We start from the raw sequence: 22,834 nt of genomic DNA, 5'->3' as shown, positions 1-22,834 counted from the left end.
AGGGTAAATATGCGAAAGGCTGAAATTGAAAGAGTAACAAAGGAAACTCAGATTAAGGTAAAGGTACAGCTTGATGATAAGGGAAAAGCTGAAATAGACACAGGAATAGGCTTTTTCGATCATATGCTGACTGCTCTTTCCGTACACAGCGGTATAAGTATGAGCGTCAAGGTAAGCGGCGATCTGCACGTTGACTGTCATCACACCATTGAGGATACGGGTATAGCTGTCGGACAGGCACTGGGAAAAGCTCTCGGCGCAAAGTCCGGTATAGTTCGTTACGGAACGGCTTATATCCCTATGGACGAGTCTCTTGCAATGGCAAGTCTTGACCTGAGCAATAGACCCTTCCTTGTTTTCAACTGTGAATTTACAAATCAGAGCTGCGGCGAATACGATCTTTGCATGACCGAGGAGTTCTTCCGTGCCTTTGCTTTCAATTCCGGAATGACTCTGCATATCAATCTTCTTTATGGCAGCAACGATCACCACAAGGCAGAGGCTGTGTACAAGGCTGTCGCTCACGCGCTTAAAACTGCCGTTGCTGAGAACAAGGACGGTTCTACGCTGTCCACGAAAGGAGTTCTCTGATGATCGCGATAATTGATTACGGCGCAGGAAATATATTCAGCGTGAAAAACGCTCTTGACTACCTCGGATTTGAAAGCAGCCTTGTCAGCGACAAGGAGTCAGTAAAGTCTGCCGATGCGGTTATACTTCCCGGTGTTGGCGCTTTCCCTGCGGCTATGAAAAAGCTTGAAGCCACAGGACTTGTTGACACTATCAAGGAGGAGGCTGCAAAAAAGCCCTTCCTCGGTATCTGCCTCGGTATGCAGCTTATATTCGACAAGGGCTATGAGTTCGAGGAGTGTGACGGTCTCGGACTTATCGGCGGAAGCGTCCGCAAAATGGAAGAGCCTGAGCTCATAATTCCTCACATGGGCTGGAACAAGCTTGAAAAGCTCAACGACTGCCCCATACTTAAAGACGTTGGCGATAACGAGTACGTTTACTTCGTTCACTCCTACAAGGCACACTGCGAGGATAAGAATATAGCAGCATATGTGGAGTACGGCGGAAGAGTTCCTGCGCTTGTTTATGACAGAAAATTCGTCTACGGAGCGCAGTTCCACCCCGAAAAGAGCGGTGAGACAGGACTGAAAATACTGAAAAGATTTGCGGAGCTTAAATAATGGACTATATTATAACTATTGCACGATTTTTAGGCGCTTTTGTTTTATTTGCATTATTCCCGATCACAGTACAGCTAATATTTTACACCATAGACAAGCTTATATTCAAAAAAACATACAGACCGAAGATATACAATATCTGCATAGTTCTGAACACACTGATATGCGGCGGATTATCGGCATGGCTGTGTTTCTGTGAAGAATATGACAATGGATTTACGTTTTTGGTAGCTTGTGTATTCGCAGCGGTATGCGTGATAGTGATACTGTGTATGATAATGTACAATATCCGCCAGCATAATAAGCTGAAAAATAATGATACACAAAAAGCAGTATAAAAAAGTGATAATAATACTTTAAATTATCATACTTGCTGGCGTTTCGGCACTGTTGAAGCTATTGCAGCATGGACCGGATACGCTGAAATGATACGAAATAAAATTATCCAAGGAGAATAAAATATGATAATTTTCCCCGCAATAGATATAAAGGACGGCAACTGCGTCCGCTTGTTCAAGGGCGACTTTTCAACAGTTGAAAAGGTGGCTTCCGATTACCTCGAAACAGCAAAGAGCTTCGAGAAATCAGGAGCAGAGTGGATACACATGGTAGACCTTGACGGTGCCAAGGAGGGCAGACCTGTCAACACAAAGATATACACAGATGTTGCCGAAAAAACCAACTTAAAGGTCGAGCTGGGCGGCGGTATCCGCAGTATAATGACCATACAGGAATATCTTGATATGGGCATCACAAGGGTTATCCTCGGCTCGGTGGCACTGAAAGATCCCAAGCTCGTCTGCGAAGCTGTTGAGAAGTTCGGCAGCGAAAAGATAGTCGTTGGGATAGACGCAATGCACGAAATGGTTGCTACAGAGGGCTGGCTTGAAAGCTCTGATGTACATTACATAGACCTTGCAGATAAGATGATAGATGCAGGCGTGAAATATTTTATATTCACCGATATTTCCAAGGACGGAACTCTTTCGGGAGTTAACCGCGAACAACTCAAAAAGCTTGCTGACGCTACGGAGGGCAGAGCCAATATCGTAGCAAGCGGCGGAGTACACACAATGGACGACATAATCGCCTGCAAGGAAATGGGACTTTACGGTACTATCTGCGGAAAGTCCATATATAAGGGCACACTGGATCTTAAAGAAGCAATTGAGTATTCACATGAATGAAAGGGCTTTTAAAAAGCTTCATACTGCCGTAAATATCATTTCATTCGGTATGCTGACTGTATATTTCTTGTATATGATCGCGGTTTACAGGGATTTCCCCGAACAGATAGGCATACATTACGGCGATGATAATGAATTTGATGTTTACGCTTCAAAATGGCTGGCTTTTTTCCCGTTTATGGCAGGCTTCGGACTTGTGGGAATATTCACTTTAGCAGGTGTTGCTGCAAAAAAAGTCAAGAATATCGGAAAAAAGCTGAGCGAAGAAGATGACAGGTTCATCAGAATGACTTTTATTGCAGCTCTTGACGCTATGAAGCTGTTCTGGGCAGTGTTCTACACCATATGGGCACACTGTGTTATACATCAGACGAGAATGTTCACGTTTGGTTTACCCATAAGGGAATTTCAGGCGCTGCCATTACTGATAATAGTAGGTGCTTTTCTGGCAGCTGACAGCAAAGTCAGGCTGAAAAAATCGACAAAGTATATAATCATAGCTGAGATCATTTGGGTCGCAGTATGTATATTCGTAAGGATAATAAGAAATAATTTTTAAGGAAGTGAGAAAATGCTCGCGAAGAGAATAATCCCTTGTCTTGACGTAAGAAACGGAAAGGTAGTAAAGGGTGTGAATTTTGAAGGAGTACGTGACGTAGGCGATCCTGTTGAGTGCGCTGAGGAGTACAACAAACAGGGCGCTGACGAGATAGTATTTTATGATATAATTGCTTCATTCGAGGGGCGCGGAGTTTTCCTCGACGTTGTAAGAGATACAGCGAAAAAGGTATTCGTACCGCTTACAGTAGGCGGCGGAATAAAGACGGTTGACGATATCCGCGAGGCTCTGAGAGCAGGTGCGGACAAGGTCTCCGTAAACTCTCAGGCTGTACAGAATCCTCAGCTCATAAAGGACGGAGCTGATATATTCGGCAGTCAGTGTATATGCGTAGGCATAGACGCGAAGAAGATAGCCGACAACAAGTGGACGGTATATATAAACGGCGGCAGAAAGAATATGGGCATAGACCTTATCGACTGGGTACACACTATAGAAAAGCTTGGAGCAGGTGAGATATGCCTTAACTCAATAGATGCAGACGGTACCAAGGAAGGCTTTGATATCCCCATGCTGAAGGCGGTGTGTGATAACTGCTCAATACCTGTTATCGCAAGCGGCGGTGCCGGAAAGATAAACGATTTCTATGAGGTGTTTGAAAAGACGGGAGCTACCGCTGCACTTGCGGCTTCGCTCTTCCACTTCAAGGAGCTCACGGTGGGACAGGTAAAGGACTACTGCCGCGGCAAGGGCGTAATCGTTCGCTGATGTATATAAGGAGCGTAAAACTTGAAAAGCTCACAGCGGAGCTCGGATATGCTGCGAAACTGCCTGCTGTGAAAAGCCTTGCGGCGGCGGGAGAGCTTGAATTTGAAAGCCCTGTTACATATTTTGTTGGCGAGAACGGCACGGGCAAATCCACTCTGCTTGAAGCGATAGCTGTGAAGTACGGCTTCAACGCAGAAGGCGGCTCGCTGAACTTTTCCTTTGCCACAAGAGAGACACATTCGCCGCTCCACAGTGCCGTAAAGCTCGTGCGGGGCATAGAACGACCGAGAACGGGCTTTTTTCTCAGGGCTGAGAGCTTCTATAATGCTGCGAGCTATATCGAAGAAGCCGATGGCGGAAGCGGCAAAATACTTGCTGCTTACGGCGGCAAATCGCTTCACGAGCAGTCCCACGGCGAGAGCTTTTTCTCACTTGTTATGAACCGCTTTAAGGGGCGGGGGCTGTATATCCTTGACGAGCCTGAGGCGGCACTTTCGCCTTCAAGACAGATGTCGCTGCTTGTAAGGATAAATGAGCTTGCGGAACAGGGAAGCCAGTTCATTATCGCAACTCATTCGCCTATAGTGCTTGCATATCCCGGTGCGGTGATATATGAGCTTACCGAAAGCGGAATCAGCATTACGGAGTACAAAAGCACTGAAACATACAGCGTGATGAAAGCCTTTATGGACAGTCCTGAGCGTATGATAGATCATTTGTTTGAAAAGGAGTAGCTATGATAAAGATAGATATCAATGACCTCGACAGGTTTTTCGTAAAGGGAGAGCTTATCCCTGCGATATGCTACGAGGTCAATACAAAAACAGTTCTTATGCTTGCGTATATGAACAGGGAGAGCCTGAAAAAAACTCTTGAAACAGGCTATACATGGTTCTGGAGCCGTTCACGTCAGGAGTACTGGAACAAGGGCGCGACTTCCGGACATCTTCAGAAGGTCGTATCAATATACGGCGACTGCGACAACGACACACTGCTTGTAAATGTGGAGCAGACGGGAGTTGCCTGTCACACAGGAAGCTACAGCTGCTTTTTCAATGAAATATACAATACGGAGGAGAATGAATAATGACAGTATATCAGGAAATATTTGAAGTTATCAAGGAAAGGAAGAAGCAGTTCGAGAACGGAACAGCTGCTGAGAATTCCTACACCTGCTATCTTTTTGAAAAGGGCGTTGACAAGATCTGCAAGAAGGTCGGCGAGGAAGCCACAGAGACTGTCATCGCTGCGAAAAACGGTGACAACAACGAGCTCATGAACGAGATAAACGATCTTCTTTACCATGTAATGGTGCTCTGCGCAAATCAGGGACTTGACTGGTCCGACGTTGAGAGGGTGCTTGACGAGAGAAACGAGAAGATCGGCAACCTCAAAAAGTTCCACGAGGTAGACAAGAATACATGATAAAAAGCTGCCATAAGGCAGCTTTTTTCAGTTGGTTTCAAGTTTTGTTTTTACATCGGTCGTATCAAGGTAATCAAAAAGCGCGGTCATTATATCCGTATAGCAGGGGATATAAAGGTGTATTCCGTCACCGGAGCTGTATCCGCTTGTAAGCTCAAGCTTATCGTCGCATATCACGGAATAAGCGTCGAAAAAGTATACATCCGGGGAGTCTGTCCGCTTGACCATTTCTATGAGAGCGGCGTTGTAGTCACGTATGATACTGTTTTTGACCACTCTGCAGCCTGAACCTACAGGCGTTATTGCTGCAACGATTATTATGACACCGGGAACACGTTCTCTTATTTCATCAATGACCTCTCGGTAGCGCTTTACGAATTTTTTCGGAGAATTGAGATTAACGTCGTTCATGCCTAACCACATATAAAGCAGTCTTGGCTTTGAGCAGGCGACCGCGTCAACCAGTTCCAGTTCTTCATCGCCCATAGTGAAGGTAAAATGTGCGAGATTCCACATTGAGACCGAATCTCCTGCGATACAGTGCTCACGTGGGATAAAACCGTAGTATCTGAGACCGAGGGTAATGGAATCTCCCGTTGTAAAGAGCCTTTCCTGGTAAAAGGCACTGTTCGGTGAAGTACCGACATATCTGTCGGGAGCAAGAGCGTCATCGGCAGTTGTGGCAGATGTGGCAGATGTGGCAGCAGAAGTTGTAGTTGTTGTCTGTGCTGAAGTCGTTTCAGCATTGTATGAGGCAACTTCCTCACAGATGATATCAGCCGCATCACTTACAGCGGCTGCTGTATAGCTGCCGGCAAGACGTTTTTCGTCCGTGTTTTTCCTAAAAGAAGAAGTAAAGACAAGGGACAGCATGACTGCCAGCAGAAAAAGCAGCAGAATAACGGGTATTCTTGCTTTGAGAATATTTCTGAACATTTTTTATATGCACTTCCTGTGTTTTATGCGGTGTATCCGCATATATGATATTTTACCATACTTTTCATGAAATGTAAAGCAAGCAGCTCACACTTAAATAAATACCTCTCAGATTCTTGACAATATGCTGCATAGAGAGTATAATTATATGTGCAATATAATGAATATCAGGAGTGGAATGGAAATGAACAATATCACAATATCCGGCTTGTATGACCTTTCTCACACAGCCGCAAAGGACTATTTAAGCAAATTCACATATCCCTGGGAGGCTCTCAAGGGTATAAGCAGCTTTATAATCGAACTAGGCAAGACTCTCAGTCCTGACGAGTACGATAATCCGTCTGAAAACGTATGGGTACATAAGACAGCAAAGGTTTTCCCCACCGCATATCTCGGAGCTCCCTGTATTATCGGCGCAGGCACTGAGGTGCGTCACGGCGCATTCATCAGAGGAAGCGCTCTTGTAGGTGAAAACTGCGTTGTCGGCAACTCTGTGGAGCTTAAAAACGTCATACTTTTCGACAATGTGCAGACTCCGCACTACAACTATGTGGGCGACAGCATACTCGGCTATAAGTCGCATATGGGAGCAGGCTCCATCACCTCAAACGTAAAGTCTGACAAGACGAATGTTGTCATCAAGTCCGGAGACGAGCGCATAGAGACGGGTATAAAGAAGATAGGCGCAATGCTGGGCGACTGCGTAGAGGTGGGCTGCAACAGCGTTCTCAATCCGGGAACAGTTATCGGACGCAACTCCAATATCTATCCCACAAGCTGTGTAAGGGGCGTTATACCTCCCGACAGCATATACAAGACAGGCGGAGTCATCGTTCACAAGAACTGACCGCAGGGATATAACGTAACAGTAAGCTTTGAAGCTGCCTCCGGGCAGCTTTTTGTTTACTTTTTCCGCGCTTGATATTGTAAAATTAATCAAAATGTGGTATTATAGAAATAGTATTATGTTTCGCCTATGGCAGAATGGAGGACTGTATGGAAAACAAGATAACTTTTGGCGGCAATATGACCGCGCAGATCAATTTTGCGATGCAGCAGAACTATGTTCCCGTGTTCAGAAATATGGTAATGACCAACAATACCGGCGAGGAACTGAAAAACGTGCGTCTCAGGATCAGCTTTGAACCGGAATTTGCCAAGACCTTTGAAGCTGTTCCCGTGGATCTCAGACCGTCAGAGCCTGTGGAGATTTCTCCCGTCAATATCATACTTCTTTCGGACTATCTTTTCAGCCTGACTGAAAAGCTTGTGGGAAGCGTTACCATACAGGCTCTGCAGGGCGAAGAGGTCATAGCCGAGGAGAGCCGTAATATCGAGCTCCTTGCCTACGACCAGTGGTCAGGTATCAATTTTATGCCGGAAACTGCCGCAGCCTTTGTTTCTCCAAACCACCCAAAGGTGCAGGAGATAGTTGCCGCAGCCGGTGCTTACCTGAAAAAATGGTGCGGCGATCCTGCTTTTACCGGATATCAGACAAAGAACCCGAATATAGTTAAGCAGCAGATGGGTGCAGTATACGCAGCCCTTCAGGAGCAGAACATAGCCTATACCATGCCGCCTGCGAGCTTTGAGGAGGCTCAGCGCATACGTATGCCCGACGCTGTCCTCGAAGGAAAACAGGGTACCTGTCTTGATCTTGCGGTGCTCTACTGCTCATGCCTTGAAGCTGCCGGACTGAATCCCATGATAGTTATGACACAGGGACACGCCTTCGCGGGCTGCTGGCTTGAAAACGAGACCTTCTCGGACTGCATACAGTATGATATGTCGGCTCTCACAAAGCGTATAGCCCACGGTATAGACGCTATAAGCGTGGTGGAGTGTACCGACTTCGTAGCAGGAAAGAATACAGATTTTGACAGTGCTGAGAACCATGCAGCCGCTCACCTTGACGACGAGTCTAAATTCTGCTTTGCCATAGATATAAGCCGTACACGTTCCAGCGGCATACGTCCCGTTCCGTCGAGAGTATCGGAGGACGGAACCTTCAAGGCTGTGGACTACGGCGCACGTAAGAAGTCGGAGATAACTTCTGCTCCCAATGAGATAGATATTTCCGCACAGGCAGTCAGCGGAGAGGCAAGAGAGGTCACAAAACAGGTAATGTGGGAGAGGAAGCTCCTTGACATGAGCCTGAGGAACAGCCTGCTGAACTTCCGTGCTACAGCCATGAGCGTTCAGCTCATGATAAGCGACCTCGGCGTACTGGAGGACGAGATATCAAAGGGCGAGGACTTCAAGGTTATGCCCATGCCTAACGATATGACCCTTCAGATGTCCGACAGCAAGATATACGAGATCGAAAACGAAAAGGATATCATAGCTACAATATCCGAGTCGGAGTTCAAGAGTCATCGTCTGCGCACCTTTATGAAGGAAGCAGACCTTGAAAAGATAATGAAGAAGCTTCACAGGCAGGCAAAGACCAGCATGGAGGAAAACGGCGTAAACACTATCTATCTGGCACTTGGCTTCCTGCGCTGGTACGAGACCGAAAAGAGCGACAAGCCGAGGTATGCTCCCCTTGTCCTCGTCCCTGTAGATATTATCCGCAAGGTACAGGAAAAGGCTTACGTTATACGTATGCGTGACGAGGATACTCAGGTCAATATAACCATGCTGGAGTATATCCGTCAGACCTTCGGTATTGATATTAAAGGACTTGATCCTGTTCCAGAGGATGAGAACGGAGTAAATCTCCAGCTCATACTCAATACTGTAAGACAGAATATCATGTCTCAGCCCCGCTGGGATATAGTGGACTATGCCTTTATAGGACATTTCTCTTTCAACCGTTTCATTATGTGGAACGATATACGTAACCGTGCTGACGAGCTGGCAAAGAACAAGGTAGTCGCAAGTCTTATTTCCGGCAAGACCGAATGGGCAGGGGACGATCTCTACATATCTCCCCTTGACCTTGACAACAATGTAGCTCCCACTGATCTTGTTGTGCCGCTGAGTGCGGATTCGTCCCAGCTTGCGGCGGTATACGCAGCTTCACAGGGCAAGAGCTTCGTGCTTCACGGACCTCCCGGAAGCGGCAAGTCACAGACTATAACCAATATGATAGCAAGCGCTCTGTATCAGGGCAAATCCGTGCTTTTCGTCGCTGAGAAGATGGCAGCTCTGTCGGTAGTTGAAAAGCGACTGAACAAGGTAGGTCTCGGCCCCTTCTGCATAGAGCTCCACTCCAATAAGGCGCAGAAGAGAGCGGTCCTCAAGCAGCTTGAGGAAACTCTCAATGTGGGACGTATCAAGAAGCCTGCCGAGTACAAGGCACAGGCTGACAAGATAGCCGAAATGAGGAAAGAGCTCAACGGCACTATGGAGGAGATACACAAGAAGCGCAATTTCGGCTGCTCTATGTACGACGCAGCTGTAAGATATGAGAAGAACAGCAGCTTCGGCGGAAAGTTTACATTCACCAACGAGCAGCTTGACGCTATGAGCGAGACTTCCTATTCCGCATGGCGTGAGACTCTGGAGAGCCTTGCCGCGGCAGGCAGGGAGTTCGGCGACGTTACAACAACCGCTCTCGGAGTGTGCGAGCTAACCTCCTGTACTCCCGAAACAAGAGGAGCTATGGAAGCAAAGCTCGGCGAGCTGAAAAAGGCGCTTACTGCTGCACAAAGCGATACCGCGCAGCTTGCTTCGTTTACCGGAAGCGATGAAATGACCTTTGAGGAGTGCAAGCTTGCTGCGGAGATAATCACAGCCTCCGCTAAGGGGGAGCAGCTCCTGCCGGATATAATTTCCGACAGCCGCTGGAACGGCTTCAAGGAGCCTGCGCAGGCACTTATATCTACCGGTAAGGAGCTTTCACAGGCAAAGGACGAGCTCCTGTCACAGTTTGAGCCGTCAGTCCTGAATTATAACGCTTCCGACGCCCTTGTAAGGTGGAAGACAGCACAGGGCAAATGGTTCCTTGCCAAGAGCATGGGCAGCAAAAAGCTTGTAAAGGAGCTTGCGGCTCACGCTAAATCGGCTTCGACTGTAACAAAGGATAATATCACACAGTATTATGATAAGATAAATCAGTTCAGCGCTCTGAAAGAGCAGGTAGCGTCGGCTCAGCCGGAGCTGGTGAAGTATTTCGGTACACTGAAGCTTGATGAGAACGCGGACTGGAGCAGCATTGAGAGTATTGTTTCCCGTTCCTCGGAGCTTGGGGAGAGAGTTGCGGCTTCCACATTCAGCGCTGATATAAAGCAGAAGCTCTGCGAGAGCCTTACCACAGGCGTAAACGGCGATACCTCAAAGATAACCGCTGATTATGCCGCCCTTGAAAAAGTGGCATCAGAACTGAGAAGCAGCTTCGGAATCAATACGGACAAGCTCATAACCGGCGAGAACTGGGGCAGCGACGCTCAGATGAAGGCAGACGCTGTTGTTGAGGCGCTTCCGCAGCTGAAGGAATGGACAGGAATCGTTACAATCTGCAATAAGCTGAGAGAGTACGGTATAGGAAATGTTGCCGACGCTTATATAAACGGCGAAGTCCCGACAGAGGAGCTTATCCCCGCATTTGACTGCGATATCAGCAAGGCAATGGTCACAAGCACTATTTCCCGTACAAGCGAGCTTGCTAAATTCCAGGGAACACTGTTTGAGGATACGATCAGGAAATTCGGGGAGGTACTGGATAACTTCTCGACTCTGTCCATAAAGGAGCTTGCGGCTGATCTCTCAGCGAAGATACCCACACCCGGCAGCTCGGCAAACAGCTCCGAGATAGGAATACTCCAGAAGGCAATAAAGTCAGGCGGCAGAATGATGTCCATACGCAAGCTTTTTGACAGCATACCAAACCTGCTGCGCAGAATGTGTCCTGTAATGCTCATGAGCCCTATTTCCGTGGCTCAGTATATAGACCCGTCATATCCGAAATTTGACCTCGTTATCTTCGACGAGGCTTCACAGCTCCCCACCTGCGAGGCAGTGGGAGCTATCGCAAGAGGCGAGAACGTTATTGTCGTAGGCGACCCGAAACAGCTTCCGCCTACGAGCTTCTTTGCTTCAAATCAGGTGGACGAAGAGAACTATGAGAAGGAAGACCTCGAAAGCGTACTGGACGACTGTCTTGCGCTTTCTATGCCCCAGAAGCACCTTCTCTGGCACTACCGCTCACGCCATGAGAGCCTTATAGCGTACAGCAACTCGAAGTATTACGAGAACAAGCTCTATACCTTCCCTTCACCTGACGATCAGGTATCGGAGGTGAGCTGGGTACACGTCGAGGGCTACTACGACAAGAGCTCCACACGTACCAATAAGGCGGAGGCTCAGGCAGTTGTTGAGGAGATATGCCGCAGGCTGAGAGATGAAAAGCTGAGGAAGCTGAGTATAGGCGTAGTTACGTTCAGTCTGCCTCAGCAGAACCTTATCGACGACCTGCTCATGGATGCTTACCGTGCAGACCCTAAACTGGAAGAGTATGCAAACGAGATGTACGAGCCCATACTCATAAAGAATCTTGAAAACGTACAGGGCGACGAGCGTGACGTTATCATGTTCTCTATCGGCTACGGTCCCGACAAGGACGGCAAGGTATCAATGAACTTCGGTCCGCTGAACCGCGACGGAGGCTGGAGAAGACTTAATGTTGCGATTTCACGTTCAAAGTGCAAGATGATAGTATTCTCTGTCATCACTCCGGATATGATAGACCTTTCGAGAACACGCTCCGACGGAGTTGAGGGGCTCAAAGGCTTCCTTGAATTTGCCGCAAAGGGCAGGAGCGCTCTTCCTGTGAGAGCCGGTTCAAAGAGCGGCACCGAGGGCTTTGAGACCGTAGTAGCTGCAGAACTCAGAAAGCTTGGCTACGACTGCAAGTGCAGTGTGGGCTGCTCAGATTACAAGGTCGATGTGGCAGTTGTCAATCCCGACAAGACAGATACCTATATCATGGGTATAAACTGCGGCAATGAGGCTTATTTCCACAACGGCACAGCCAGCGACAGAAGTCTCTCGCAGCCCGCTGTACTCAGGGGACTTGGCTGGAACGTCATGAGCGTTTATATCATCGACTGGCTCGACAACAAGGAAAAGGTACTTGCTAAGATAAAGGCTGAGATAGACGCTGCGGTTGAGCGTTACAGGAATCCTTCAGCTGCACCTGCGGCAGAGGAAAAGAAAAAGCAGGAGATAGTCTTCGAGACCGAAGAGTTAAGCAGCTTTGCCGATAGCTTTGACGAGTTCAGATCCTTCAAGATAAAGGCTCTGGGTACCTCAGAGAGCTTCACTGAGGCTGCTTCCGCAAAGATAACCAAGTGCATAAACGATATCCTTTCTGCTGAAGCTCCCATGAACAAGAAGAGCCTTGCGAAAAAGACCTTCTCATGCTGGGGAATTTCACGTCCCGGCGCAAATATGAAGGCACTTTTCGAGTCAGCATTTGAAAAAGCAGATAAAAAAGTAACAACGGCAGGCGAAAACGAGTATGTATGGCTCGCTTCTCAGACGCCTGAGGAGTACGACAGGTGCAGGACAGTATATAAGAACGACGAAAAGCGTGATATTGACGATGTTGCGCCTGAGGAGATAGCTGTGGGAATAAGGGAGATAATGACCCGTCAGGTGGCTATGGCACGTGAGGACCTTCTCCGGGAGGTGGCTCATCTCTTCGGCTTCACAAGGATAACTCCTTCACTTGAGACCTCTGTGTCTCTTGGTATAAAGGCGGCTAAAAACCGCGGCTGGGTAGGCTTCTCCGAGGACGGAAGAGTGACCTGCACGGAAAAATGAATCAATGGAGATTTAAATTGAAACGACTTTTGATAATAATAGGAAAGATCATTGTTAAGCTCCTGAAACTGATGCACAGGAATGCCGGAAACCTTCCCGGTATCGTCCTGTGGCATCTTTCGGGGCATAAGGCGGTATCCATGTTCAGGATGGACTGTCCTATAATAGCGGTAACAGGAACAAACGGAAAGACCTCCGTCACAAACTGTATCGCTCAGCTCTTTGAGCGCAGCGGAAAGAAGATCATCATCAACAAGGAGGGCAACAACCTGGATACGGGCATATGCTCCATGCTGTTGAAATACTGTGATATGTCGGGAAGAGTAAAAGCTGATATGCTGATACTCGAAACCGACGAATCCCACGTTCCTGTGGTATATTCGCAGCTGAAGCTGGATACTCTTGTGGTACTGAACTTCTTCCGCGACCAGCTTGACAGAAACGGCGAAATGGAGACCCTGATACAGAAGATAAACGGTTTCTGCAAGACCTTTGAGGGAAATCTTATCCTCAACGGTGACGACCCCAATACCGCACGTCTCGGCAGGGCTAATCCCGGTAATAAGAACGTCAGGTACTTCCATGCGGAGCCATATGCCTTTGCCACAAAGAAGATATTTGAGGCTTCCGAGGGGCGCTTCTGTCCCTTCTGCGGCGAGCCTCTTGAATATGACTACTATCAGTATTCCCACATCGGAAAGTTTATCTGTAAAAAGTGCGGCTTCGGCAGCCATGAGCCCTATATCACCGCAAAGGATATCGACCTTGAAAAGCCTGTATTCACAGCGGACGGTCATACCTATTCGCCAAAGCTCAACAGTATCTATAATGTTTACAATATGACGGCTGTCGCGGCTGCGGCTAAGCTTTACAATATCGACCAGAAGGTGACTGACAGCGTTATAAACAGCTATACCGTGAAAAACGGACGCATGGAGAACTTCATGCTTGGAAAGAGCAAGGCTACTCTGAATCTTGCCAAGAATCCCGTGGGAGCGAATATGACTCTCCGCGTCATGAACGAGATGCAGGGTGAGAAGGAGCTGCTTTTCGTGCTCAACGACAATATTGCCGACGGTCTGGACGTATCGTGGATATACGATATCAATTTCAGTATCTTCGAGCGTGTTACACGTGTCGTTACCTCCGGTACAAGAGCCTACGATATAGCTGTGCGCATAAAGACGGCAGGCTACGACCCGGCTAAGATAGTAGTCCGTCCCGATCTTGACAAGGCTGTTGAAGAGCTTGCAAGCACCGAGGGAAGAAAGTTCGTTATTGCGAACTATACCGCAGTTCAGCCCACACGAAGCGCTCTGAAACGCTATATCGCAAAGCATGGAGGTAAACAATGAAAACGATAAAGATACTTCATATGTATGCCGATATGCTTGACCTCTACGGCGACAGCGGAAATATGGAGGTATTATCCTTCCGCTGCAAAAAGAGAGGGATAGACTGCCGGATAGACAAGTATTCCATTGATTCGGAAATGCCTGATTTCAGCTCCTACGATCTGATATATATCGGCGGCGGCGCCGACCTTGAACAGCAGCATATCTCCGCTGACCTGCTTAAATGCAGGGAGGGGATAACCGACGCATATAAAAAGGGTACTTTCCTGTTTCTTATATGCGGCGGATATCAGCTCATGGGAAAATATTACCGGGACGCTGACGGCAACGAGATAAAGGGACTCGGACTTTTCGATTACTTCACTGTTGCTCCGAACAGCCGCAGAAAGCGCTGTATCGGTAATATCGTTATCGAGACATCTATCGCAGGAAAGCACGTGAAGGTGCTGGGCTTTGAAAACCACGGCGGTCAGACACAGGGAGTGAAAACTCCCTTCGGAAAGGTGCTGTACGGAAACGGAAACTGCTCAAAGAGCGAGGCTGAGGGATACTTCGAGAAAAATGTCATCGCAACTTATCTTCACGGTCCCTGTCTGTCAAAAAATCCTGAGATTTCGGACTACATGATAGAGTACTGTATAAACAGGGGAGAAAAGGAGCATATCGCTATTGAAGCTCTTGATGATACTCTTGAAAAGGAATGCAGACAGGTAATGCTGGACAGGCTGCTCAGAAAATAGTGAGTAGAGAGTAGTGTAGGGGACGGCGTCCTCGACGTCCTGTAATGATACAATAGCTGCTAACGTCTTATAAGGGCAACAGACAGTTGCTTGCTTTTTGCAGGGACTGTGTTATAATATCATCAGAGGTGATGATAATGGATACTAAAAATATTATATTTGAACTCAGGACAAAGCACGGAATGTCTCAGGACGAGCTTGCGGAAAAGGTTTTTGTTACACGTCAGGCTGTGTCGCGCTGGGAAACAGGTGATACTGTTCCGAATACGGAAACACTGAAGCAGCTTTCGTCACTTTTTGATGTTTCAATCAACGAGCTTCTGGGCTCACCGAGAAAGCTTGTATGCCAGTGCTGCGGAATGCCGCTTGATAATTCGCTGATAAGCAGGGAAAAGGACGGTTCCTTCAACGAGGATTACTGCAAATGGTGTTACGCTGACGGTCAGTACACCTACCATAATATGGACGACCTTATTGATGTATGTGTAAAGCATATGGCAGGACAGGGCTTCACCGAGGAGCAGGCCCGTGAATACATGAAGGATATGCTGCCTAAGCTGAACTACTGGAAAAATCACAAGGAGCTTGAGGACAGCGGTGAGTTTGAGAGATTCAAGAAGCAGCTGATCGACGAATTCAATGCTCTTAATGTCAAGGGTATGCCAAAGGTCGAAAAGCTTAACGCTCTTGTGGGCTGCTATGTCAATATTCCTTATCCTATGCCGGGCGGCAATGCAGTGAAGCTTCTCGATGACAGCGCGACTTATCTCGGAAATCAGCTTGAAAGTGAGCTGGGAGACGGACGCTGCTTCGGCTTACTCGCAAATGCGGACTTCCTGCTCGTGGCTTCTTACGGAAAAGACGGTGCGGAGCCTGAACTGCTGCTTTATAAAAAAAGATGATATATCACGTCAGACGGACAGCTTATACTGTCCGTCTTGTCATTTTCGGAGCTTTTTCCCCATAGAATGTAGAAACAGATTCTGGAGGAAGCTATGATAATAAAAAGCAAGATAGTTCGTGATACGGTACTGCTTACCGCTATGCAGCTCTTTCTCGACTCAGCGGCTCTTCTGCTGAATGTTTTCATAACAAAGCAGATGGGCGCGTCTGCTATTGGCATACTCAGTCTGACCGGTTCATTTTTAGGCCTTGCGGGTATCCTTTCAAACGGCAACGCATTTCTCTGCATAAGCCGCCTTGTTTCAGAGGAACTCGGCAAAAAGAACGGTGATCCTGAAGGGATACTCGGATATGGAGTCAGGTTGTGCATTATAATGAGCACCGCTGTATCTGTGACTGTATTTCTGCTTGCCGAGCCAATAAGCATAAGGTTTTTCAGTGGTGCCGGAATGACCGCAGCACTGCGTTTTATGCCTGCCGCACTTGTTACAGGTGCTGTCTCTGCCTGCCTGAAGGGATATTTTAATGCCTGCCGGAGAGCTGCTGTAACAGCTGCAAGTGATATAACCGAGTTTGCTGTAAAGGCTTCTGTAATAGTAATAACGACAGCTGTCACGGGCAATATAACGGAGGGAACGGTGTGCGGTATACTGATAGGCAGTATTATCGCAGGCAACTGCACGTCTCTGCTGCTGCTCAGTATTGCGTATTTTATACTGCGAGAAAAGCGGAGCGGAAAGTGCAGCCTGAGCTTCAGGCAGTATACAGGTTATTCCTTTCCGATAATGGGAGGAAGTATCCTCACAGCTGTCCTTAGCAGCACAAATGACGCTCTCATACCGGTATGTCTGAGACAGTACGGAGATTCGGCAGGAGACGCTATAAGCAAGTTCGGTATATTTGAAGGTATTGTTCTGCCGACTCTTTTCTTCCCGTCAGTTGTATTATGCTCGATGTCGGGCATAATAATAAGCGAGGCTGCAAGGGCACGTGCTGCTGAGAACAGTAAAAGGATCAGATGCTTCACGGAGAGGCTGAAGGCATGGACTCTGATGTTTTCGGTATTTTCTGCTGCTGTTCTTATGAGATTCGGTGTGGAGATAGGTGATATCCTCGGCGGCGGTGAGCTTGCAGGCAGGATGATAACAATAATTGCTCCTATTGTGCCTTTCATATATATGGAGATCGTCCTTGAAGCACTTATAAAAGGACTTGGGATGCAGAGCTTTTCATCGGGAAATTACCTTGCAGAATACATTATACGAATTGCTGCCGTACTTGTTCTTGTACCGCGGATAGGTTTTTACGGTATAGTTGTTTCATATTATGTTAGCAACATTTTCGGGAACTGCAACCGTTTCATCAAGGTCACAAAAGTTACCGGAGCGGGGAGGGTACTTTGTGGAACACTGGTTTACCCCGTAATACTGGCGTTTGTAACGATGTATGCCGGAGAAATGTTTTTCGTGTTAACAGGAACTGAAAAATGCAGCCCTTTGAATATGCTGTTTTACGGGCTTATCTGGGGAGGAGCATATTTTGGTATTTTCTCCGCATTAGGAAAAGTAAAGCTTTTTAGTAAATGCGGAGTAGATTTTTTTAGTGATTGTTCACAACAAAATGTTAGCGGTATGTTATGAAATGTAGAAAATTTTATGTTAGTATTGCAATTTTTTTATTAATGAATTATAATATTTGTATGCCGTGGATATAAGACGGATAAACCAAATAAGAGGAGAAACTATGTCATGAAAGAGTATGATGTAAACAAGGTAAAAAACATAGCATTTGCTGGTCATAACGGCTCGGGAAAAACTTCTCTTGCTGAAGCGATTCTCTATAAAGCAGGAGCTTCCGACCGTCTCGGCAAGACTGCTGACGGCACAACAGTTTGTGATTATGATCCTGAGGAGATCAAGAGACAGATCTCGATAGGTACGTCTCTTGCTTCCTTTGAATATAACGACCTCAAGGTAAATATCCTTGATACACCGGGATTATTCGACTTTGCTGCTGAAATGATCGAGGGTATAAGAGCTGCTGATACGGTAATGATAACCGTATCAGCAAAGTCAGGCGTTAAGGTCGGCGCAAGAAAGGCTTACGAGGAAGCTGTAAAGCAGGGCAAGTCCAAGATGTTCGTAGTTACCAAGATCGACGACAAGGACGCTAATTTCTTCAATGTACTCACAGAGCTGAAAACAGTTTTCGGTCCTACGGTATGCCCTGTTGTAGTTCCTGTAGTAAGCCACGGCGCTATCGTTGAATATGTAAATCTCATAGAGATGAAATGTTATAAGTATGACGCGAAGGGCAATCCTATTGAGACGGAAATGCCTACAGCCGAAATATCAGATAAGTTCGAGTACCGTGTAGAAGGACTTGTTGCTGCTGTTTCCGAGGCTGTCGCAGAGACCTCAGAGGAGCTCATGGAGAAGTTCTTCGAGGGTGAGCCCTTTACACAGAAGGAGCTCATAGACGGTATACATGACGGTATGAACAGAGGTATCATAACTCCTGTAGTTTGTACATCTGCTGTTGATCTTGCAGGTATAGATATGCTCCTCAAGGAGATAGAGCTTCTTCTTCCGTCTCCCAACGAGGTATATGCCGCTGAAGCATATACCGCTACAAAAGATGTGGCAGAGGTGGAATGCGATGTAAATGCACCTCTCTCAGCATTTGTTTTCAAGACTGTTGCCGACCCGTTTGTAGGCAAGATGTCTTTCATAAAAGTAATGTCGGGCAAGCTGTCATCAAACAGTGACGTTGTGAATTCAACATCAGGTTCAAGCGAAAAGATAGGCAAGCTCTATACACTCTGCGGAAAGAAGCAGACAGAGGTACCTGCTGCCTATGCGGGCGACATCGTCGTAGCTTCAAAGATCTCAGCCAATACAGGCGATTCACTGTCCGACAGTTCGAGAATAATCGAGTTCGGCGGTATGGAATTCCCCAAGCCCTGCTACTCAATGGCAGTAAAGGCAAAGGCTCAGGGCGACGAGGCTAAGATATCAACAAGTATCCAGCGTCTTATTGAGGAGGATCCTACCCTGACATATGTTCAGGACGATACTACCAAGGAGCAGATACTCAGCGGTCTCGGTGAGCAGCATATCGAAGTTGCGGCTGCCAAGCTCAAGAGCAAATTCGGTGTTGACGTAAACCTCACTGTTCCCAAGATTGCATATAAGGAAACTATCCGCAAGAAGGTAAAGGTCCAGGGAAGACACAAGAAGCAGTCAGGCGGTCACGGACAGTTCGGTGACGTATGGATAGAGTTTGAGCCATGTGTAAGCGATACCCTCGTATTCGAGGAAAAGATATTCGGCGGTGCCGTACCTAAGAACTACTTCCCGGCTGTACAGAAAGGCCTCGAAGAAAGTGTAAGGAAGGGCGTTCTTGCAGGCTGCCCTGTTGTGGGACTCAAAGCCATACTCGTTGACGGTTCGTACCACCCTGTAGATTCTTCGGAAATGGCGTTCAAGACCGCTGCTTCCATAGCTTACAAGGAAGGTCTCAGGCAGGCTGATCCGGTTATGCTTGAGCCTATCGGAGAGCTCAAGGTAACTGCTCCCGATGACAATACAGGCGATATCATGGGAGAGCTCAATAAGCGCAGAGGCAGAGTTCTCGGAATGGAGCCCGTGGGCAGCGGAAATACCGTTATCCAGGCAGAAGTTCCCATGCGTGAGATGCACGACTTTGCTATGTATCTCCGTCAGACCACAAGAGGTCTCGGAAGCTTCACCTTTGATTTCGTAAGATATGAGCAGCTCCCTGCAAACCTTCTTACAGAAGTTATTTCTTCTGTTGGAGCTGTTGAATAAATAATATTACGGCTGCCATTAATGGCAGCCGTTTTTATGTCCTTTCGGGGCTTGATTTATTTTTGTCAGTGTGATATAATATTCTTTGAATCTAAAAAATGAAAGAAGTGTTGTTCAAATGACAAAAATCACGATCTTCTCAGGCTTTCTAGGTGCGGGAAAGACCACTCTCATAAAGAAGCTCATACAGGAGGGCTACAAGGGCGAAAAGCTCGTGCTTATCGAGAACGAATTCGGACAGATAGGCATTGACGGCGGCTTTTTACAGGACGCAGGCGTTGAGATAACCGAAATGAACTCAGGCTGTATCTGCTGCAGTCTCGTGGGCGACTTCGGCAAAGCTCTTGAAAAGGTGCTTGCGGACTATGCTCCCGACCGTATCCTTATTGAGCCCTCAGGCGTAGGAAAGCTCAGTGATGTTATCCGCGCGGTTCAGAACATCAACGCTCATGATGTTGAGCTTGACGGTTTTACCACAGTTGTTGACGCCAAGAAGTACAAGATGTACATGAAGAACTTCGGCGAATTCTTCGATAACCAGATCACTTACGCAAGCTGTCTCATACTCAGCCACACAACCGGTCTTTCGCAGGATAAGCTTGACGACTGTGTAAAGAGCCTCCGCGAGAAGAATCCTTCCGCTCCTATCGTTACTACAGAGTGGGACGAGCTCACAGGCAAGCAGCTCGTTGACGCAATGACTCAGAAGAATACACTTGATGATGAACTCAAGGAGCTTCTTGAAGAGGCTGCGCATCACGATCATCACCATCACCACCATGATGATGAACACGAGCATCATCACCACGACCACGATGAAGAGCATGAGCATCATCATCACGACCACGATGAAGAGCATGAGCATCATCACCACCACCATGATGATGAACACGAACATCATCACGATCACGGTCCTGACTGCACCTGCGGCTGCCATGACCATGACCACGATCACGAACATCACCATCACCATGCTGACGAAGTTTTCACAAGCTGGGGCAGGGAAACTACAAGGACTTATACTCCTGAGGAGATACAGTCCGCTCTCGAAGCTCTCGGCGATGAGGAAAAGTACGGAATGATACTCCGTGCAAAGGGTATCGTTGCAGGTACTGACGGTAAGTGGATACACTATGACTATGTACCGGGAATACCCGATGTACGTACCGGAAGCGCAGGTACTATCGGAAGGCTTTGCGTTATCGGTTCAAAGATAAACGAGGAAGCTATATCAGAGCTTTTCAAGGCCTGACCGAAAGGAGCGTTCAACGTGCCGGATCAGAATGATGTAATACCGATATACCTCTTTTTAGGTTTCCTTGAAGCCGGAAAGACAAAGTTTATACAGGAGACTCTTGAGGACAAGCGCTTCAATAAGGGTGAAAAGACGCTTTTGCTTATATGCGAGGAAGGCGTGGAGGAGTATGATATCTCCCGTATGCCAAAGAAAAACATTATAACTCATGTTATTGATGACAAATCAGAGTTCACAATGGAGAACTTTACAAAGCTCCTCAAAGAGAGCGGTGCAGAGCGCATCGTTGTGGAATACAACGGAATGTGGCTCATGGACGACTTCTACAAGGCAATGCCCGACGAGACAACTATCGCTCAGGTCATGTATTTTGTTGACGCAACGACATTCAGCAATTACAATGCAAATATGAGAAGTCTTGTAGTGGATAAGCTCAATGTGGCTGAAATGGTGATCTTCAACCGCTTCAGCGAGAAGTTCGATCCTAACGAGTATCACAAGATAGTAAGAGGCGTAAGCAGACGTGCTGAGATAGTATATGAGTATACCGACGGCAGAGTTGCCTACGACGATATAGAGGATCCGCTGCCCTTTGATGTGGAAGCCGATGAAATAACCATAGAGGACAAGGATTTCGCCCTCTGGTACAGGGATATCATGGAAGAGCCTGCAAAGTATGACGGAAAGATCATGCATTTCAAGGCTCTTACCGCTAAAAATGACAAGTTCCCGGAAAATACCTTTGCAGTAGGACGTCATATAATGACCTGCTGTGTCGAGGATATACAGTACTGCTGGCTTGCAGCTCAGGTGGATGACGGAAATGAGCCTGCAAACAAGACTTGGATAAATGTTTCAGGCAGGATAAGCGTGCAGAAGCACAAGCTCTACCGCGGAAAAGGTCCGCTGCTGCTTGTAAGCTCTGTTGAAAAGGCAGTTGCTCCCGAACAGCCTGTAGCTACGTTTTATTAAAAAAATGCTCCCTTTTTCAAGGGAGCATTACTTTTAACATCTATTTCAACAATGCGTTGAAATAATATTACATATTTTGAATCATTATGTTTAAATTGCTTATATCAGCTGTTGATAAAGGTGGGCGACTTTAATCTTCGATTATCAGACCGCTGAACGCATAAGGTCTGAACGGTATATCTCTATCACGGCAGCGAATTGTAAGTGTTGTATCTAATGTCAGGTATTCAAGCGGATAATCAAAATACGCAGTGACAGGGTCGTAGATGCAATTATGCATATCCTGTCTGAACGGAAGGCAGGGTCTTAATTCCACTATAAAATTTGGTATGTTGTTCTTATTATGTGATGTTTCTTCTATTTTTTCTTTTGCAACTTGGAACCCGGTATTAACATGGACTCCGACACGTATTTTGCCCCATGGGACAACTTTTCCGTTTGCGGGAACGGGCTTGCCGTCATCGTCAAGGAGCTTTTTATCGCCTACGTATACACAGTTGTTTACTCTGTCTATTCTGACATCTTTTTCTTCCTTATTGCGCACCGCAACAACAAACGGGTGAAATTCGTCTTCATCTGGATTGGGATATTCATATTTTATTCCGTAATTCGTTACCTCAGGTATAAATGATATCTGGTCGGACTTTGCAAGTCTCGGATGTGCGCAGAGAAGCTCATAGGCTGTTCCGAGAAGAACTGTGACAGCCAGTATAAGTCCGAACAGTATTTTTGTGAGCCGCATTTTTTTCTTTACTTTTTTCATTGGTTCGATATTTTTGGCTGATGTATTGATCTTTATATCGCCGTTTTTCATATCTTCATACTCCTTTCTGCATTCACTGCATTCAGCAATGTGTTTTTCAACCTCTTCTTTGCTGACTTCAGAGAGTGCGTCGTCACAGTATAAAGGAAGCAGGTCTTTTATTATCTCACACCTCAT

At 46.9% G+C, this 22,834-nt stretch carries 20 protein-coding genes; 18 read left to right on the top strand and 2 right to left on the bottom strand.

Annotated elements, in window-relative coordinates:
• The first annotated feature begins 9 nt into the window (after positions 1 to 9).
• The 9 genes from hisB (at position 10) to hisE (ending at position 5,132) form a co-directional block, all read left to right on the top strand.
• Positions 10 to 591: an imidazoleglycerol-phosphate dehydratase HisB gene (hisB, locus tag QZZ36_RS02615; RefSeq protein ID WP_295076284.1), complete on the top strand. Its 582-nt coding sequence runs from the start codon at positions 10 to 12 to the stop codon at positions 589 to 591.
• The gene (gene hisH / locus QZZ36_RS02610) at positions 591 to 1,193 is read left to right on the top strand and encodes an imidazole glycerol phosphate synthase subunit HisH (RefSeq protein WP_295076281.1); all 603 of its coding nucleotides are present in this window, start codon (positions 591 to 593) and stop codon (positions 1,191 to 1,193) included. The genes hisB and hisH overlap by 1 nt, the downstream gene beginning before the upstream one ends.
• A complete protein-coding gene (locus QZZ36_RS02605; RefSeq protein WP_295076278.1) occupies positions 1,193 to 1,531 on the top strand; it encodes a hypothetical protein in 339 nt (112 codons plus the stop codon). The genes hisH and QZZ36_RS02605 overlap by 1 nt, the downstream gene beginning before the upstream one ends.
• A 123-nt stretch (positions 1,532 to 1,654) precedes the next feature.
• Positions 1,655 to 2,380, top strand: coding sequence for a 1-(5-phosphoribosyl)-5-[(5-phosphoribosylamino)methylideneamino]imidazole-4-carboxamide isomerase (gene hisA / locus QZZ36_RS02600; RefSeq protein ID WP_295076275.1), 726 nt, complete (start codon positions 1,655 to 1,657; stop codon positions 2,378 to 2,380).
• Positions 2,373 to 2,939, top strand: coding sequence for a hypothetical protein (locus QZZ36_RS02595; RefSeq protein WP_295076271.1), 567 nt, complete (start codon positions 2,373 to 2,375; stop codon positions 2,937 to 2,939). Before hisA ends, QZZ36_RS02595 begins: the two co-directional genes overlap by 8 nt.
• Before the next feature lie 12 nt (positions 2,940 to 2,951).
• Positions 2,952 to 3,707, top strand: a complete 756-nt coding sequence (gene hisF / locus QZZ36_RS02590; RefSeq protein ID WP_295076268.1) for an imidazole glycerol phosphate synthase subunit HisF — start codon at positions 2,952 to 2,954, stop codon at positions 3,705 to 3,707.
• On the top strand, positions 3,707 to 4,441 hold the full coding sequence (locus QZZ36_RS02585; protein ID WP_295076265.1) for an AAA family ATPase: 735 nt from the start codon (positions 3,707 to 3,709) through the stop codon (positions 4,439 to 4,441). The genes hisF and QZZ36_RS02585 overlap by 1 nt, the downstream gene beginning before the upstream one ends.
• Before the next feature lie 2 nt (positions 4,442 to 4,443).
• Positions 4,444 to 4,794 carry a phosphoribosyl-AMP cyclohydrolase gene (gene hisI, locus QZZ36_RS02580; protein WP_295076262.1) on the top strand — a complete coding sequence of 117 codons (351 nt, stop codon included), beginning with the start codon at positions 4,444 to 4,446 and terminating at the stop codon, positions 4,792 to 4,794.
• Positions 4,794 to 5,132: a phosphoribosyl-ATP diphosphatase gene (gene hisE / locus QZZ36_RS02575; protein WP_072300180.1), complete on the top strand. Its 339-nt coding sequence runs from the start codon at positions 4,794 to 4,796 to the stop codon at positions 5,130 to 5,132. Before hisI ends, hisE begins: the two co-directional genes overlap by 1 nt.
• Before the next feature lie 27 nt (positions 5,133 to 5,159).
• Here the strand turns inward: hisE and QZZ36_RS02570 are convergent, their stop codons facing one another.
• The gene (locus QZZ36_RS02570; RefSeq protein WP_295076258.1) at positions 5,160 to 6,068 is read right to left on the bottom strand and encodes an SGNH/GDSL hydrolase family protein; all 909 of its coding nucleotides are present in this window, start codon (positions 6,066 to 6,068) and stop codon (positions 5,160 to 5,162) included.
• Positions 6,069 to 6,252: 184 nt separating this feature from the next.
• Here QZZ36_RS02570 and QZZ36_RS02565 point away from each other — a divergent pair, with 184 nt between their 5' ends.
• The 9 genes from QZZ36_RS02565 to QZZ36_RS02525 all read left to right on the top strand — a co-directional run bounded on the left by QZZ36_RS02565 (position 6,253) and on the right by QZZ36_RS02525 (position 21,894).
• Positions 6,253 to 6,918, top strand: coding sequence for a UDP-N-acetylglucosamine pyrophosphorylase (locus QZZ36_RS02565; RefSeq protein ID WP_295076255.1), 666 nt, complete (start codon positions 6,253 to 6,255; stop codon positions 6,916 to 6,918).
• 149 nt (positions 6,919 to 7,067) lie between these two features.
• Positions 7,068 to 12,839, top strand: coding sequence for a DUF4011 domain-containing protein (locus QZZ36_RS02560; RefSeq protein WP_295076252.1), 5,772 nt, complete (start codon positions 7,068 to 7,070; stop codon positions 12,837 to 12,839).
• Between the two features lie 17 nt (positions 12,840 to 12,856).
• A complete protein-coding gene (locus tag QZZ36_RS02555) occupies positions 12,857 to 14,194 on the top strand; it encodes a Mur ligase family protein (protein WP_295076249.1) in 1,338 nt (445 codons plus the stop codon).
• Entirely contained in the window at positions 14,191 to 14,934 is a 744-nt protein-coding gene (locus QZZ36_RS02550; protein WP_295076246.1) for a glutamine amidotransferase, read from the top strand. The genes QZZ36_RS02555 and QZZ36_RS02550 overlap by 4 nt, the downstream gene beginning before the upstream one ends.
• Before the next feature lie 137 nt (positions 14,935 to 15,071).
• On the top strand, positions 15,072 to 15,836 hold the full coding sequence (locus tag QZZ36_RS02545; RefSeq protein WP_295076243.1) for a zinc ribbon domain-containing protein: 765 nt from the start codon (positions 15,072 to 15,074) through the stop codon (positions 15,834 to 15,836).
• Positions 15,837 to 15,929: 93 nt separating this feature from the next.
• A complete protein-coding gene (locus QZZ36_RS02540) occupies positions 15,930 to 17,477 on the top strand; it encodes an oligosaccharide flippase family protein (RefSeq protein ID WP_295076241.1) in 1,548 nt (515 codons plus the stop codon).
• A 108-nt stretch (positions 17,478 to 17,585) separates the two neighbouring features.
• Positions 17,586 to 19,667, top strand: a complete 2,082-nt coding sequence (locus QZZ36_RS02535; protein ID WP_295076238.1) for an elongation factor G — start codon at positions 17,586 to 17,588, stop codon at positions 19,665 to 19,667.
• Between the two features lie 118 nt (positions 19,668 to 19,785).
• Positions 19,786 to 20,919 (top strand): GTP-binding protein, encoded by a 1,134-nt coding sequence (locus tag QZZ36_RS02530; protein ID WP_295076235.1) that lies wholly within the window; start codon positions 19,786 to 19,788, stop codon positions 20,917 to 20,919.
• Between the two features lie 18 nt (positions 20,920 to 20,937).
• A complete protein-coding gene (locus QZZ36_RS02525) occupies positions 20,938 to 21,894 on the top strand; it encodes a GTP-binding protein (protein WP_295076231.1) in 957 nt (318 codons plus the stop codon).
• A gap of 130 nt (positions 21,895 to 22,024) precedes the next feature.
• Here QZZ36_RS02525 and QZZ36_RS02520 read toward each other — a convergent pair whose 3' ends face one another.
• Positions 22,025 to 22,834 (bottom strand): zf-HC2 domain-containing protein, encoded by an 810-nt coding sequence (locus QZZ36_RS02520; protein WP_295076228.1) that lies wholly within the window; start codon positions 22,832 to 22,834, stop codon positions 22,025 to 22,027.

The sequence above is a fragment of the Ruminococcus sp. genome, assembly GCF_016287535.1.
GTDB lineage: Bacteria > Bacillota > Clostridia > Oscillospirales > Ruminococcaceae > Ruminococcus.
The sequence above is the reverse complement of the archived record's forward strand: the minus strand, read 5'-3'. Positions and strand labels throughout refer to the sequence as shown.

Bases quoted from the DNA above. Each gene is read 5' to 3' on its own strand.
- hisA (WP_295076275.1), top strand. From the start codon at position 1,655: ATGATAATTTTCCCCGCAATAGATATAAAGGACGGCAACTGCGTCCGC.
- QZZ36_RS02595 (WP_295076271.1), top strand. From the start codon at position 2,373: ATGAATGAAAGGGCTTTTAAAAAGCTTCATACTGCCGTAAATATCATT.
- hisH (WP_295076281.1), top strand. From the start codon at position 591: ATGATCGCGATAATTGATTACGGCGCAGGAAATATATTCAGCGTGAAA.
- hisF (WP_295076268.1), top strand. From the start codon at position 2,952: ATGCTCGCGAAGAGAATAATCCCTTGTCTTGACGTAAGAAACGGAAAG.
- QZZ36_RS02560 (WP_295076252.1), top strand. From the start codon at position 7,068: ATGGAAAACAAGATAACTTTTGGCGGCAATATGACCGCGCAGATCAAT.
- QZZ36_RS02535 (WP_295076238.1), top strand. From the start codon at position 17,586: ATGAAAGAGTATGATGTAAACAAGGTAAAAAACATAGCATTTGCTGGT.
- QZZ36_RS02570 (WP_295076258.1), bottom strand. From the start codon at position 6,068: ATGTTCAGAAATATTCTCAAAGCAAGAATACCCGTTATTCTGCTGCTT.
- QZZ36_RS02585 (WP_295076265.1), top strand. From the start codon at position 3,707: ATGTATATAAGGAGCGTAAAACTTGAAAAGCTCACAGCGGAGCTCGGA.
- QZZ36_RS02520 (WP_295076228.1), bottom strand. From the start codon at position 22,834: ATGAGGTGTGAGATAATAAAAGACCTGCTTCCTTTATACTGTGACGAC.
- QZZ36_RS02565 (WP_295076255.1), top strand. From the start codon at position 6,253: ATGAACAATATCACAATATCCGGCTTGTATGACCTTTCTCACACAGCC.
- hisI (WP_295076262.1), top strand. From the start codon at position 4,444: ATGATAAAGATAGATATCAATGACCTCGACAGGTTTTTCGTAAAGGGA.
- QZZ36_RS02540 (WP_295076241.1), top strand. From the start codon at position 15,930: ATGATAATAAAAAGCAAGATAGTTCGTGATACGGTACTGCTTACCGCT.
- QZZ36_RS02605 (WP_295076278.1), top strand. From the start codon at position 1,193: ATGGACTATATTATAACTATTGCACGATTTTTAGGCGCTTTTGTTTTA.
- QZZ36_RS02550 (WP_295076246.1), top strand. From the start codon at position 14,191: ATGAAAACGATAAAGATACTTCATATGTATGCCGATATGCTTGACCTC.
- QZZ36_RS02530 (WP_295076235.1), top strand. From the start codon at position 19,786: ATGACAAAAATCACGATCTTCTCAGGCTTTCTAGGTGCGGGAAAGACC.
- QZZ36_RS02545 (WP_295076243.1), top strand. From the start codon at position 15,072: ATGGATACTAAAAATATTATATTTGAACTCAGGACAAAGCACGGAATG.
- hisB (WP_295076284.1), top strand. From the start codon at position 10: ATGCGAAAGGCTGAAATTGAAAGAGTAACAAAGGAAACTCAGATTAAG.
- hisE (WP_072300180.1), top strand. From the start codon at position 4,794: ATGACAGTATATCAGGAAATATTTGAAGTTATCAAGGAAAGGAAGAAG.